This window comes from Rhodobacter xanthinilyticus, from assembly GCF_001856665.1.
In the GTDB taxonomy this organism is placed as follows: Bacteria; Pseudomonadota; Alphaproteobacteria; order Rhodobacterales; family Rhodobacteraceae; genus Rhodobacter; species Rhodobacter xanthinilyticus.
In genome coordinates this window covers 526792-540375 of record NZ_CP017781.1, presented here as the reverse complement: position 1 = coordinate 540375, position 13584 = coordinate 526792, and the positions used below count along the sequence as shown (strand labels likewise).

Below are 13584 nucleotides of genomic sequence, written 5' to 3'. Positions count from 1 at the left end.
GCCTCATGGAACTCATTGAACGCGCCAAGATCAGACTTTGTGTAGACCACCCTTTGGGGGAGGGAAAGACCGTGCCGCTCGACGAGGCGCAGGCGCATTACCTCTTCGCGGTGATGCGGCTCGGGCCCGGCGCGCGGGTCGCGCTGTTCAACGGGGCGGATGGCGAATGGACCGCCGAGGTCACCGAGGCCGCCAAGAAACGCGGCACGCTCCTGTGTCTGGGCCTCGCCGCGCCGCAGCTCTCGCCGCCCGATCTGTGGCTCCTCTTCGCGCCGATCAAGAAGGAGCGCACCGATTTCATCGTCGAGAAGGCGACCGAGCTCGGCTGTGCGCGGGTTCTGCCGGTGGCGACCGAGTTCACCAACGCCGGCCGGATCCGGCAGGATCGGTTGCAGGCCCATGCGCTCGAGGCGGCCGAGCAATGTCTGGGCACCTATGTGCCCGAGGTGGCCGATCTCGAGCCGCTGCGCAAGGTGCTCGCGGGCTGGGATCCGGCGCGGCGGATCCTGTGGGCCGATGAGAGCCTCGTGGGGCCGGCCGAGACGCTGGCGGGGCTCGCGCCCGGGCCCTGGGCGATCTTGATCGGGCCGGAGGGCGGGTTCTCCGAGGCCGAGCGCGCCGCGCTGCGGGCGCTGCCCTTTGTGACGCCGGTCTCGCTCGGGCCACGGATCCTGCGCGCCGATACCGCGGCCTGCGCGGCGATCACGCTGTGGCAGGCCGCGCTCGGGGATTGGCGGTGATCCGCCCCGAGCTCGCCGCCCGGCTCACGCGCCACCGCGAGACGCTGGCGGCGGCGGGGCTCGGGGTGTTCGGGCTCTGGGTGGCGGCGCAGGGCGGCTATCTGCTCCCCCCGCTCGGGCTCGGTCTCGCGGCGCTCGGCGCGGCCTGGGGGCTGATGGCCTGGCGGCGGGCGCGGTTTTCGCGGCCGGTGGCAACGCCGGGGCTTGTCGACCTCGATGAGGGGCGGGTGGGCTATTATGGCGCGGGTCAGGGGCTTGGCGGCTATATCGCGCTCGAAGACCTCTCCGAGATCCGGCTTTTGCATCTGCGCGGCGCGCATTACTGGCGGCTGAAGAGCGCAACCGGCGAGGCGGTGTTGATCCCGGTGGCCGCGACCGGCTCGGAAAAGCTCTATGATGCTTTCGCCAGCCTGCCCGGCATCGACATGGGCGCGCTCACCGCCGCGCTCGATCGGCGCGTGGCCGCACAGAGCCTGTGGCGGCGGCCGTGATGCAACGCCTTGACTCGGCCCCGCGTTAGCGCCACCTCTTCCTCCCGGTTCCACAAGAAAGGCGAGCCCATGTCCATTCCTCAGCAGGGCGGTGGCCCGATCGAGCGCTTCGAGCAGCTCGCCGAATTCCTCGCCTCGGGCGAGAAGCCGCGCGAGGCCTGGCGGATCGGGACCGAGCACGAGAAATTCGGCTATCTCGCCGATACCAAGGCGCCGCTGCCCTATGAGGGGGAGCGCTCGGTGCGCGCCATGCTCGAGGGGCTGCGCGATGCCTTTGGCTGGGAGGAGGTGCTCGAGGGCGGCAAGATCATCGGCCTGACCAAGGACGGCGCCAATGTCAGCCTCGAACCGGGCGGCCAGCTCGAGCTCTCCGGCGCGCCTCTGGAGACGATCCATGACACCTGCCGCGAGGTGGGCGAGCACCTGCGCGAGGTCCATCAGATCGCCGACCGGATCGGCGCGCGGTTCATCGGGCTCGGCGCGGCGCCGATCTGGGGCGCGGGCGAGATGCCGATGATGCCGAAGGGCCGCTACCGGCTGATGACCGATTACATGGACCGCGTCGGCACGATGGGCAAGACGATGATGTATCGGACCTGCACCGTGCAGGTGAACCTCGATTTCGCCTCCGAGGCGGATATGGTGCAGAAGATGCGCGTGGCGCTCGCGCTGCAACCCGTCGCCACCGCGCTCTTCGCCAATTCGCCCTTCCTCGATGGCAAGCCCAATGGCTACAAATCCTGGCGCGCGCATGTCTGGCAAAACCTCGATGCCGCGCGCACCGGGATGCTGCCCTTCATGTTCGACGACGGCGCGGGCTATGAGGCCTATGTCGATTACGTCCTCGATGTGCCGATGTATTTCGTCTATCGTGACGGCAAATATATCAACGCGCTCGGCCAGAGCTTCCGCGATTTCCTGAAGGGCGAGCTGCCCGCGCTACCCGGCGAGAAGCCGACGCTCTCGGATTGGGCCGACCATCTGACCACCGTCTTCCCCGAGGCGCGCTCGAAGAAATATATCGAGATGCGCGGCGCCGATGGCGGGCCGTGGCGGCGGCTCTGTGCGCTGCCGGCGTTCTGGGTCGGGCTCATGTATGATCAGGGCGCGCTCGATGCGGCCTGGGATCTGGTCAAGGGCTGGGATGACGAGACCCGCGAGGGCCTGCGCCGCGCGGCCTCGAAAGACGCGCTGCAGGGCGAATTCGCCGGGATCAAGATGCATGATCTCGCGCGCGAGGTGGTGGCGATCTCGCAGGCCGGGCTGAAGGCGCGCGCGCGCCCCGGGGCGGATGGGCTGATCCCCGACGAGAGCCATTTCCTCAATGCGCTCGAGGAATCGATCGCGACGGGGCAGGTGCCGGCCGATGAGCTTCTGGCGCGCTATCACGGCGATTGGGGCGGCGATCTGAGCCGGATCTACGCGGAGTACAGCTACTGAGCCGCGCGCCCGGCCCCGGCCGGGTCATGCGTATTTGGACCAAGAAGAAGGGAGGGGCGCGCCCTTTCCGTTTCTTCTTGGCGAAAATACGCAAATCCTGCGCTCAGGACAGGCCCGGCGGCGGGGTCTCGCTCGGGCCCCAGGGGTTGGTGGGGGTGGCGCGCCCGCCAAAGCGGTTTGCGCCCGGCTGCGAGGGCTGCACGAAGAAGTACAGCAGCACGAGAAAGCCCACCAGCGGCAGAAAGCTGATCAAGAGCCACCAGCCCGATTTGTCGAGATCATGCAGCCGGCGCACCCCGACCGACAGCATCGGCAGGAAGATCGCGAGCGAAAAGAGCGCCCCGAGCGGCCCGCCATCCTGGCTGTAGCTGAAAAAGCCCGGGCCCTGCATCGCGCGGCCGGTGTGGAAGAGCATGTTGTCGATCACGCCAAACACGATCTGGCCAAGCAGCCCGAAGAGCACGAACCACCAATATTCCGACCGCGTGGCGCGGCCAGAGAAGGTGACGTATTTCTTCAGGCAAGTGCGAACGGCGGTTTGAAAATCCATCTGTCCCTCCGGGGTTATGCTGCAAAGGTGGGGCCGCGCGCGCCGCGATGCAAGCTCAGAGATTATCTTCGACGCGGAAGCCCTCGGGGATCGTGTCGCGCCCCTCGAGGACGAGATCAGCCATCACCTGCGCGACCTTCGGCGCCATGCCAAAGCCGATCTTGAAGCCGCCATTGGCGATGAAATGGCCCGGGCGGCCCGGCCAGGGGCCGAGCATCGGCGCGCGGCTGCGCGCACGCGGGCGCACGCCGGCCCAGCGGTCGACCACCTCGGCCCCCGCCAGCGCCGGGCAGAGCGCGCGGGCTTTCTCGATGAGCGTGTCGAGCTGCTCGTCCGGGGTGCCCGGCGCGTCGAAGTCGCGCTCCGAGGTTGAGCCGATCGCCACCGTGCCATCGGCATGGGGCACGATATGGACGCTCTCGGCATAGATCTGCGGCACCGCGCCCGCATCATGGCGCAGGAGCGCCGATTGCCCCTTCACCCCGGTGCCGAGCGGTTTGCCAAACGCCGCGGAAAGCTCGGCGAGCCCCTGCCAGCCGGTCGCATGGATGACCGGGCCGATCTCCTCGCCCGCGCCGATCACGATCTCGCCGCCGAGCGCGGTGATCGCGGCGGCCAGCGCGGCGCCGGCCGCGCGGGGGCTGGCGCGGGCGGTGAGCGTATCATGCACCACAAGCCCGGTGGGCGAGAGCGGCGCGAAGGCGAATTCCTCCGCCCGCGCCACGCGCCAGCGCGCCGCCCCCGCCCAATGCGCCTCGGCGCCCGCCGCGCGTTCGCGCGCGCGCGCCACCGCCGCCGCATCGGCGAGCGGCTGGATCCGGCCGAGCCGCGCATAGCCCGGGTCGCGCCCGCCCACCTGCGCCACCTCCGCCCAGAACGCCTCGGCCATCAGCAGGCTCTCGAGCTGGAACTGTTTCTTCGGGTTCCAATGCTCGGGCACATGCGGCGCGAGCGCGCCCACCGTGCCCCCCGAGGCCCCCGCGCCGACCCGCGCCGCCTCGATCACCCGCACCCGCAGCCCCCGCCGCGCCAGCTCGAACGCGCAGGCCAGCCCGAAGACCCCGGCGCCGCGCAGGCTCACCCATTCGCCCCTTGCCATTCCCCCGCCCTTTCGTCACTCTCCGCGCGTTTTCCTCCTCAGGCCTACCCCCGATGTCCCTCCCTGACCAGAGCCAAGCCGCGCTTGATTGGCGCGATGGCAGCCTCCCGGTTTCGACCCGCTTCGACGACCCCTATTTCTCGCTCGCGGGAGGGCTCGCCGAGACCCGCCATGTGTTTCTGGCCGGCAATGACCTGCCCGCGCGGCTTTGCCCCGGGTTTCAGGTGGCCGAGCTCGGCTTTGGCACCGGGCTCAACCTGATCGCGCTCTCGCTCGCCGCCGGGCCGGTGCCGGTGCGCTTCACCTCCTTCGAGGCCTTCCCGATGTCGGCCGCCGAGATCGCCCGCGCGCTCACCGCCTTCCCGGAGGCCGAGGCCGCCGCGGGGCCGTTCCTCGCGGCCTGGGCGCGGGGCGAGACGCGCTTCACGCTCGGCGCGGTCGAGGCGGAGGTGATCCTCGGCGACGCGCGCGAGACCCTGCCCGCCTGGTCCGGCGCGGCGGATGCGTGGTTTCTCGACGGCTTCTCGCCCGCGAAAAACCCCGAGCTCTGGGGCGAGGATCTGATGGCCGAGGTCGGCCGCCATACCGCGCCGGGCGGCAGTTTCGCGACCTATACCGCGGCAGGCTTCGTGCGGCGCGGCCTCGCGGCGGCGGGGTTCGCGGTCAGCCGCGCGCCGGGTTACGCGGGCAAGCGCCACATGAGCCGGGGGGCGCGCGCATGACCGCGCAAAACACCCGCGCGGGGATCGTCATGATGATCGCCGCAACCTTCATCTTCGCGATGCAGGACGGGATCTCGCGCCATCTCGCCGGCGCCTACAACACCTATATGGTGGTGATGGTGCGCTACTGGTTCTTCGCGGCCTTCGTGATCGCGGTGGCGGCGCGGCGGCCGGGGGGCCTGCGGGCGATGGCGCGGGTGGCGCATCCGGGCTGGCAGGCGCTGCGCGCGGTGCTGCTCGTCGTCGAGATCTATGTGATGATCGCGGCCTTCATCCGGCTCGGGCTGATCGACACCCATGCGGTCTTCATCTCCTATCCGCTCCTGATCGCGGCGCTCTCCGGGCCGATCCTGGGCGAGAAGGTCGGCTGGCGGCGCTGGGCGGCGATCGGGGCGGGGTTTCTGGGCATCCTCGTCGTGCTCGAACCGGGCGGCGGCATGTTCACCCCCGCGGCGCTGATCCCGCTGGCGGCGGCCAGCATGTTCGCCGTCTACAGCCTCGCCACGCGCTACGTCTCGCGCCGCGATTCGGGCGAGGTGTCGTTCTTCTGGACGGGCGTGCTCGGCGCGGCCTTTGCCACCGCGGTCGGCCTCTGGTTCTGGCAGCCGATGAGCGCGGGCGATTGGGGCTGGATGGCGCTTCTCTGCGTCACCGCGGTGGTGGCGCATGGGCTTTTGATCCGCGCCTATGAGGTGGCCGAGGCCTCGGCGCTGCAACCCTTCGCCTATCTGCAACTCGTCTGGGGCGCGGGTATCGGGATGAGCGTCTTTGGCGATGTGCTGCGCCCGAATGTGGCGCTCGGCGCCGCGATCGTGGTCGGCGCGGGGCTCTTCACGCTCTGGCGGGCGCGCCGCGCGGGCGCTTAAGGCGCGATCCCGCGCAGCTCCTCGGTGAAGCGCACCGCCGGTTTGCCCAGCCGCGCGCGATAGACCGGCAGGCTCTCGGCCACCCGCATGACGTAATTGCGCGTCTCGGTGAAGGGGATCATCTCGACCCAATCGACGAGATCGACCGTCGGGCTGCGCGGGTCGCCCCGCTCCTCGATCCAGCGGCGCGGGCGCCCGGGCCCGGCGTTATACCCCGCCGCGACCAAGATCGGCGAGGCGCCGAATTCCTCGCGCAACTGCGCCAGATACGCCCCGCCGAGCCGCGCGTTATAGGTCGGGTCGGTGGTCAGGCGGGCAAGGTCATAGGGCTGGCCGAGCTTCTCGGCCATCATCTTCGCGGTGCCCGGCATCAGCTGCATCAGACCGCGCGCGCCGACATGGCTGATCACCGCCGGGTCGAACTCGCTCTCGCGCCGCGCGATCGAGAGCGCGAGCTCCTCGGGCACGCCGAGATCATGGGTGGTCAGATCCGGGATCGGGTAATAGGCGGGCACGAGCACCTGCCCCGCGCTGGCGCCGCGCTTGGCGAGCCCCAGCGCCAGATGCGCATCGCGCCAGCCCAGCGCCAGCGCCGCCATCGGGCCGATCTGATCGGCGGGCTGGCTCTCCTCGAGATGCAGAAGGAAACGCCGCGCGAGCTCCTCCTGCCCCGCGTCATGCAAAAGCGCCGCCGCCTCGAAGACCGAGCTTTGCGTGAAGGGCGCGCCGCGCCACTCGGGCAGAGCGGGGGGCGCCGCGAAGGCCGGGTCGAGGGCCACGCCCGCGCGCTCGGCCGCGAGCAGGCCATAAAACGCCGTCTGGTGGCGCGCGCCCTCGCGGAAGGCGGCCTGCGCCTCGCCCGGACGGCCCAGAACCTCGAGCGCGCGGCCGCGCCAATAGGCCCCGCGCGACACGCTGATCGGGCTCGCGACGGCGCCCGAAAACGCCTCGAAATGTTTGAGCGCGACCGGCGCATCGCCGAGCTTGAGCGCGGCATAGCCCGCCAGCCATTCGAGCTCGGCATAATCCGAGCCGCGATCGGTGAGCCGGTGGCGCGCGGCGATCTTGTAGGCGAGATGCGCATCGCCCGCGCGCAGGAACCAGCGCGCGAGATTGGCGCGCAGATCGACCCAAAGCGCGGGGTCGCCCAAGGTCTCGGCATCGGTCGAACGCTCGAGGATCAGCGCCGCGGCATCGGCCTCGAGATCATTGCGCCAGCGCCAGAGCGCGCGATCAAACGCGAGCCCCGCCGAGCCCGCCATATGCTCGGGCACCGCCTTGATCAGCGTATCGACCCCGCTCGCGCGCGCCTGAAGCGCGATCCGCGCCGCCGCCACCGCGCGGGTGCCCGCGGTCACCAGAGGCAACATCCGCCGCGCCTGGGTCAGCTCGCCGCGGTCGAGCATCGCCTGCATCCGCCCGCCATGATGGGGCGCGACGAGATCGCCGTGGCGGGCGAGAAACTCGGCCTGCTCGGCCTCCTCGAGCGCGAGGCCCCGCCAGGCGGCCTCGGCGGCGCGCGCGGCATCGGCCCCCCGGCCCGCGGCCTGATAGGCCCCGATCAGCGCGAGCGCCCCCGCCCCGGTCTGCGGCGCGGCGCCGGCGAAATAGGCGATCACCTCATCGGGGCGCGCGCCGGCAAGCTGCGCCTCGCCCTTCTTGCGCAAGAGCTCCATCCCCGGCCAATCGCCCCGGCGCGCGACGAAATCGGCGTAATCGGCGAAGGCCCCCTCGCCCGCGCGCAGCCGGTGCCAGGTGACGATATCGAAGCTCAAGGGCCCGGTCATCCGCGCGCCCGCCTCGGCCTTGGCCCAATCGCGCGCGCTCACCGCCACCATCGCATCGGCAAGGCCGCGCGCCTCTTCTGCGCCCGAGGGCGGCGCGAAAGCAAGGGTCGCGGCCAGCGCGGCCGCAAGGGTCAGGGGTCGGATCATGGGCTCTGCTCTTTGTTTTGCCAAAGCCTGCCCCGACCCGCGCGCGGGCGCAATTCACAAGTTGGCAAGCGCGCGCGCCTCGCCTATGGTCCGCGCGATTTCAACCGGGCGAATCCGCCCGCACACTCAGGAGCGTGTCATGTTCAAAGGGTCCTTCCCCGCACTCATCACGCCGTTCAAGAACGGCGAGCTGGATCTCGACACGCTCAAGAAACTTGTCGAATGGCATATCGCCGAGGGCAGCCATGGGCTCGTGCCGGTCGGCACCACCGGCGAGAGCCCGACGCTGAGCCATGACGAGCACAATCGCGTGATCGAAGAGGTGGTGAAAGCCGCCGCGGGGCGGCTCAAGGTGATCGCGGGCGCGGGCTCGAACGCCACCGCCGAGGGGATCGAGCTGATCCGCCACGCCCAGGACGCCGGCGCCGATGCCGCGCTCGTCGTGACGCCCTATTACAACAAGCCGACCCAGGGCGGCATGATCGCGCATTTCACCGCGATGCATGATGCCTGCGACCTGCCGATCATCATCTACAACATCCCGGGCCGCTCGGTCGTCGACATGAGCCCCGAGACGATGGGCGAACTCGCGAAACTGCCGCGCATCATCGGCGTGAAGGACGCGACCGGCGATCTCGCGCGCGTGGCGAAACAGCGCATGACCTGCGGCACGGACTTCATCCAACTCTCGGGCGAGGATGCGACCGCGGTCGGCTTCAACGCGATGGGCGGGGTGGGCTGCATCTCGGTCACTGCGAACGTCGCGCCGAAGCTCTGCGCGCAGATGCAGGAAGCGACGCTCGCGGGCGATTACGCCAAGGCGCTGGAGTATCAGGACAAGCTGATGCCGCTCCATATCGCGATCTTCCTCGAGCCGGGGGTGGCCGGGGCGAAATATGCGCTCTCGAAGCTCGGCATGTGCGCGGCCGAGGTGCGGCTGCCGCTGACCGAGCTTTCCGACGCGACCAAGGCGAAGATCGACGCGGCGATGGAATTTGCCGGGCTGATCTGAGCCCCGCAGCCTCCACAAAATCAAAGGTCTGCAAAGTAAAAGGCCGGAGCTCGCGCTCCGGCCTTCTCATTTGCGGGCCCCCGATCGGCTGAACACGGGAGAATGACCGGGGCCCCGCGGGGGAGGGCTCAGGCGGCCAGCGCGGCGATCTGCGCCTCGGCGCGGGCCACGGCGGCCGCCTCGTCCACGGCGACGCCCTCGGCGGCCACGAAGCTCACATCGGTGATGCCGATGAAGCCGAGAACCTGCTTGATATAGGCGGTGGCGAGGTCATAGGCCGAGCCGAGCGGCACGCCGCCCGAGGCATAGGCCACGATCACGCGTTTGGCGCCGACGAGGCCTTGCGGGCCGGCTTCGGTATATTGGAAGGTCTCGCCCACGCGGCAGATCTGGTCGATCCAGGCCTTGAGCGGGCCGGTCACGCCGAAGTTGTAGATCGGCGCGCCGATGACGATCACCTCGGCGGCCTTGATCTCGGCGATCAGTTCATCCGAGAGCGCGAGCGTGGCGTTTTGCTCGGCGGTGCGGGCGTCCTTGGGGGTATAGGCCGCGCCGATCCAGGTGCCGTCGATCAGCGGGATCGAGGTGGTGTCGCGCTCGGTGACGGTGCCGCCGAGTTTCGCGACGATCTCGTCGGTGAGTTTGCGGGTGACCGAGGCCGGGCCTTTGATCGAACTGTCGATCTTGAGAATCTTCGTCATGGGAGGGCTCCAGGGGGAGGATGTTTGCAATTGCGGCAAGGATTCACTCTTGCGGTCATGAACGCAATTGGCATGATCGCGCACGGGATGTTCGCAGGTGCACAAATGGGTTTTGACAACTGGGATGAGATTCGCACCGCCTATCAGGTGGCGCGCGTGGGCACGGTTTCGGGCGCGGCGGAGGTGCTTGGCGTGCACCATGCCACGGTGATCCGCCATGTCGATGCGCTCGAGGAGCGGCTCGGCACCAAGCTCTTTCAGCGCCACCCGCGCGGCTATACGCCGACCGAGGCGGGCCAGCAGCTCCTCGCCGTCGGGCAGGCCACCGAGGATCAGTTCGCCCAGCTCGCGGCGCGGATCGCGGGGGCGGGCGAGGAGGTCTCGGGCGAGCTGATCATCACCTCGCTGCCGACGCTTTCGGGTTTCGTTCTGCCCGCGCTTTCGGAGCTGATGCAAGATCACCCCGGGCTCAAGCTGCATTATCTGACCGATCTGCGGGTGTTCCGGCTCGAATATGGCGAGGCGCATGTCGCGATCCGCGCCGGCGGGCGGCCGACCGAGCCCGACAACGTGGTGCAGCCGCTCGGCGCGCATCAGGCGGCGCTCTATGCCTCGGCGGAGTATATCGAGCGCCACGGCCAGCCCGATCCGGCCAATCTCGCCGGCCATCGCTTCATCGGCCCAGAGCAGCGCGACAGCCGCGCGCCGTTCTTCCGCTGGATGGCCGACAATGTGCCGCCCGCGCAGGTGGTGTTCCGCGCCAATGACCCCGAGGGCCAGCAGGCGGCGGTGCGCAACGGCATCGGGCTGGGCTTTGTGCCCGCGCTCGAGGGGCGGGCCGATCCGCGGCTCATCGAGGTGATGGGGCCGCGGCCGGAGTGGGAATCGCCGCTGTGGCTGGTGAGCCATGTCGATTTGCACCGCACGCCCAAGGTTCAGGCCGCGCTGAAGGCGCTCAAGGCACGGGCCGCGCGCTGCGAGATGCTCTGATCAGGGCGCGTTGCGCGCCGCCCAGCGCGATTCCGGGATCGGCATGTCGCTCAGCGCGCGCGGGTTGGGCGCCGGGGGCGGCGCGCCGATCGCGGCGCCGGGGCCCGAACCGGGCGCAGCCGCGCGCTTGTCGACCTCGCGCAGCCAGTCGCGCACCGAGGCCAGCGCATATTGGATCGCGAGCCCGCCGAGGATCAGCACGCTATCTTGCGCAAAACCGCCCGGATGCACCTCTTTCACCGCCTGCGAGAAGATCGCGAGGATCGTGCCGGTGGCGAAGACCGGCAGGCTGTGGCGGCCGAGCTTGCGCACCGGCGCCATCGCCCGCGAGGCGGCGATCCGCGGCACGATGCCGGGCAGGCTCAGGATATAGGCCAGCGACAGGATATGCAGCAGCCGCGGCCCCGAGACATAGGTCTTGTCGAAATCGACGAGGAAGAACGGCACGCCCCAGTTGCGCAGATGCCAGACGACATGGCCGAGCGCGCCCATCAGATACTCGGATTTCACCCAGATCGCGCAGAGCAGGAGCCAGGCCGCCGCCGGCCAGACGAGCCAGGGTTTCACCGGCACGAAGCGGGTGCCGCCGCGCAGCGCGAGGCCCGTCAGGATGCCGATCGAGAAGATCAGCTGCCAGGCGAGCGGGTTGAAGAACCAGCCGCCCTCGAACGGATAATTCGGCAGATCGAGCCGGAAGAGCCCGGTCACGCACCACATCGCGATGGTGAAGGCGAGAAGCCCCATCGGGCTGCGCTGGCCGAGGCGGATCAGGAAGGGCGCGCCAAGCAGCAACACCGCATACATCGGCAAGATGTTCACATAGCCGATCTGATGGCCGAGCGTCGCGATCCCGATCAGGAAGGCGAAGGGGTCATCGCGGAGCGGCATCAGCGCGTTGCGGTCGAGAAGCGCCGCCCCGTCAAACCATTTCACCGCGGCCGAGATGATCGCGATCGCCCAGGCGGCGGTCATCAGGTGGACGAGATAGAGCAGCCAGGACCGCCCCCAGATCTTGCGCACCGAGGGCACATTGAGCCCGCCGGCGAGCTTCGGCCCATAGGCGAGCGCGGCGGCGCAGCCCGACATGAAGACGAAGCCCTCGGCGGCGTCGGAATGGCCGAAATTGCGCGAGGTGATCAGCTCGTAGAGCGTGCCGGGCACGTGGTTGAGATAGATCATCACGAGGCTCAGGCCCCGGAAGAAATCGAGGCGCGGATCGCGCGCGCCGCTCGGCAGGGGGGTCTTGTCAGGCATGGGCTTTCTCGGGGGCGGCGGCGTCGGGGGCACCATGCTCGAGCGCGGCGGTCCAATCAGCGAAGATCTTGTCATGGAGCAGCATGACGGGCGCAGGGGAATATTCCGTCGGCACTCCCATCAGCCGGCCCGTCGAGGGGCGCGAGGACCACGACAGCAGCACCGGCGCGAAGATCATCGGCAGGCCGACAGGCAGGAGCCACAGCAACAGCCCCGGCGCGAAGAGATAGGTCGCGATCAGCCCGAGCAGGCCGATGGTCACGATCCAATGCGCGGCGGCGAAGGATTCCGAGAGGCTCAGCGTGCCGTCGCCGCGGTTGTTGGTGGGCCAGCCGCCATCCCGGCCGAGCAGCACCTGAAACACCGAGCGGGTCGCATACATCAGGAGCACCGGCGCGGTGAGCGAGGAAAAGGCGAGCTCCCCCAGCGTCGAGAGGAAGGCAAGCCCCGCCCCGCCGAAGCCCTTCGCGCGCCCCGTCCAGGACGCCCGCGCCGCGATCAGGATCTTGGGCAGGAGCAGCAGACCGAAGATGCCGATCGCGAGGCCGATCGCCTTGGAGGCGGCCGAGGGCGGGAAATAGGGGAAGGGCCAGTAGGGCTCGGGGAAGTAATCGGGCGGCGGCGCCAGCAGCGGCGCGGCGATCGAGGCGAGGATGAAGCCGAGCCAGAACAGCGGCGCGATATAGGCCATGATCCCCTGCGCGAAGACGAACCGCGACCAGGCCCGCAGCCCCGGCGCGCCGATGATGCGCGAATGTTGCAAGTTGCCCTGGCACCAGCGCCGGTCGCGCTTGGCATGGTCGACGATATTCTCGGGGCCTTCCTCGAAGGAGCCGCCCAGATCATCATCGAGCCGCACGATCCAGCGCGCGCGCGCCAGAAGCGCCGCCTCGACGTAATCGTGGCTCATCACATGGCCACCAAAGGGCGGGCGCCCGCGCAAGGGCGGCAGGCCACAGCTCTCGGCGAAGGCGCGCACCCGCACGATGGCGTTATGGCCCCAGAACGGGCCGGTCTCGCCCTGCATCATGGCGAGGCCGCGCGCGAAGATCGGCGAGAAGAACGAGGCGGAGAATTGCATCGCGCGACCAAAGCGCGAGCGGGCGCGGATCACCTTGGGCAGGGTCTGCAACAGCCCGAGCCGCGGCTCGGCCTCCATCCGGCGGATCATCTGGAGGATCGTCTCCCCCTCCATCAGGCTGTCGGCATCGAGGATCACGGCGTAATCATAGGCGCCGCCCGAGCGGGTGATGAAATCCTCGATATTGCCGGCCTTCTTGCCGGTGTTCATCTCGCGGCGGCGGTAGAAGAACCGCCCCATGCCGTTGCGGTCCTCGACGAGGTGCGCGAAGAGCTGGAGCTCGCGGCGCGCGATGGTGTCGTTGCGGGTATCGGAGAGGATCGCGAAATGGATCTCGGCCGGGTCGCCGATCGCGGCGAGCGAGGCGTCCATCGCGGCCACGCGCGAGAAGGTGGCGAGCGGGTCCTCGTTATAGACCGGCATCAAGACCGCGGTGCGGCCGCGGATCGGGGCGGCGGGGTCATAGGCGGGCGGGCGGGCAAACGAGGTCAGCCCGATCAGCGCCTGGATCGCCCCCCAGGCGAGCCAGAGCGTCGAGATCAGGATCAGGAGCGCGCGCAGGATATCGAGCGCATCGAGCCCGTCGGCATCGCCAAACTGCAGGAAAAGCCAAAACGCGCCCAGACCTGCGACGAGGCTGAGCGCGATCGCGATGCCGCGCAGGGCGATCAGCCCGGCGCGCGCCTTGGGGCCCGCGGACATCG

General features: G+C 69.5%; 13 protein-coding genes. 7 read left to right on the top strand and 6 right to left on the bottom strand.

Annotation, left to right across the window (positions count from 1 at the left end):
* Positions 1-5 precede the first annotated feature (5 nt).
* The 3 genes from LPB142_RS02660 to LPB142_RS02650 all read left to right on the top strand — a co-directional run bounded on the left by LPB142_RS02660 (position 6) and on the right by LPB142_RS02650 (position 2671).
* On the top strand, positions 6-740 hold the full coding sequence (locus tag LPB142_RS02660) for a 16S rRNA (uracil(1498)-N(3))-methyltransferase (RefSeq protein WP_071165432.1): 735 nt from the start codon (positions 6-8) through the stop codon (positions 738-740).
* Entirely contained in the window at positions 737-1231 is a 495-nt protein-coding gene (locus tag LPB142_RS02655; protein WP_071167095.1) for a hypothetical protein, read from the top strand. The genes LPB142_RS02660 and LPB142_RS02655 overlap by 4 nt, the downstream gene beginning before the upstream one ends.
* A gap of 69 nt (positions 1232-1300) precedes the next feature.
* Complete coding sequence (locus LPB142_RS02650) at positions 1301-2671, top strand: glutamate--cysteine ligase (protein WP_071165431.1); 1371 nt, start codon at positions 1301-1303, stop codon at positions 2669-2671.
* Between the two features lie 103 nt (positions 2672-2774).
* On the opposite strand, the gene LPB142_RS02645 is transcribed toward LPB142_RS02650, so the two are convergent.
* Positions 2775-3221, bottom strand: coding sequence for a DUF805 domain-containing protein (locus tag LPB142_RS02645; RefSeq protein ID WP_068766176.1), 447 nt, complete (start codon positions 3219-3221; stop codon positions 2775-2777).
* A gap of 55 nt (positions 3222-3276) precedes the next feature.
* Positions 3277-4320, bottom strand: coding sequence for an NAD(P)/FAD-dependent oxidoreductase (locus tag LPB142_RS02640; protein WP_068766177.1), 1044 nt, complete (start codon positions 4318-4320; stop codon positions 3277-3279).
* Between the two features lie 53 nt (positions 4321-4373).
* Between LPB142_RS02640 and mnmD the strand changes: the two genes are divergently transcribed.
* The gene (gene mnmD / locus LPB142_RS02635) at positions 4374-5042 is read left to right on the top strand and encodes a tRNA (5-methylaminomethyl-2-thiouridine)(34)-methyltransferase MnmD (protein ID WP_068766178.1); all 669 of its coding nucleotides are present in this window, start codon (positions 4374-4376) and stop codon (positions 5040-5042) included.
* The gene (locus LPB142_RS02630) at positions 5039-5908 is read left to right on the top strand and encodes a DMT family transporter (RefSeq protein WP_071165430.1); all 870 of its coding nucleotides are present in this window, start codon (positions 5039-5041) and stop codon (positions 5906-5908) included. The genes mnmD and LPB142_RS02630 overlap by 4 nt, the downstream gene beginning before the upstream one ends.
* Here LPB142_RS02630 and LPB142_RS02625 read toward each other — a convergent pair.
* Entirely contained in the window at positions 5905-7842 is a 1938-nt protein-coding gene (locus tag LPB142_RS02625) for a lytic transglycosylase domain-containing protein (protein WP_156894294.1), read from the bottom strand. The two genes, LPB142_RS02630 and LPB142_RS02625, sit on opposite strands and share 4 nt — an antisense overlap.
* 139 nt (positions 7843-7981) lie before the next feature.
* On the opposite strand from LPB142_RS02625, the gene dapA reads away from it, so the two are divergent.
* Positions 7982-8854, top strand: a complete 873-nt coding sequence (dapA, locus tag LPB142_RS02620; RefSeq protein ID WP_071165428.1) for a 4-hydroxy-tetrahydrodipicolinate synthase — start codon at positions 7982-7984, stop codon at positions 8852-8854.
* A 128-nt stretch (positions 8855-8982) separates the two neighbouring features.
* Here dapA and LPB142_RS02615 read toward each other — a convergent pair whose 3' ends face one another.
* The gene (locus LPB142_RS02615; protein ID WP_068766182.1) at positions 8983-9555 is read right to left on the bottom strand and encodes an FMN-dependent NADH-azoreductase; all 573 of its coding nucleotides are present in this window, start codon (positions 9553-9555) and stop codon (positions 8983-8985) included.
* 105 nt (positions 9556-9660) lie between these two features.
* Between LPB142_RS02615 and LPB142_RS02610 the strand changes: the two genes are divergently transcribed.
* A complete protein-coding gene (locus tag LPB142_RS02610; RefSeq protein ID WP_068766183.1) occupies positions 9661-10545 on the top strand; it encodes a LysR family transcriptional regulator in 885 nt (294 codons plus the stop codon).
* Here LPB142_RS02610 and LPB142_RS02605 read toward each other — a convergent pair whose 3' ends face one another.
* Complete coding sequence (locus LPB142_RS02605) at positions 10546-11799, bottom strand: OpgC family protein (RefSeq protein ID WP_071167094.1); 1254 nt, start codon at positions 11797-11799, stop codon at positions 10546-10548.
* Positions 11792-13582, bottom strand: a complete 1791-nt coding sequence (gene mdoH / locus LPB142_RS02600) for a glucans biosynthesis glucosyltransferase MdoH (RefSeq protein ID WP_068766185.1) — start codon at positions 13580-13582, stop codon at positions 11792-11794. Before mdoH ends, LPB142_RS02605 begins: the two co-directional genes overlap by 8 nt.
* Positions 13583-13584: the final 2 nt, after the last annotated feature.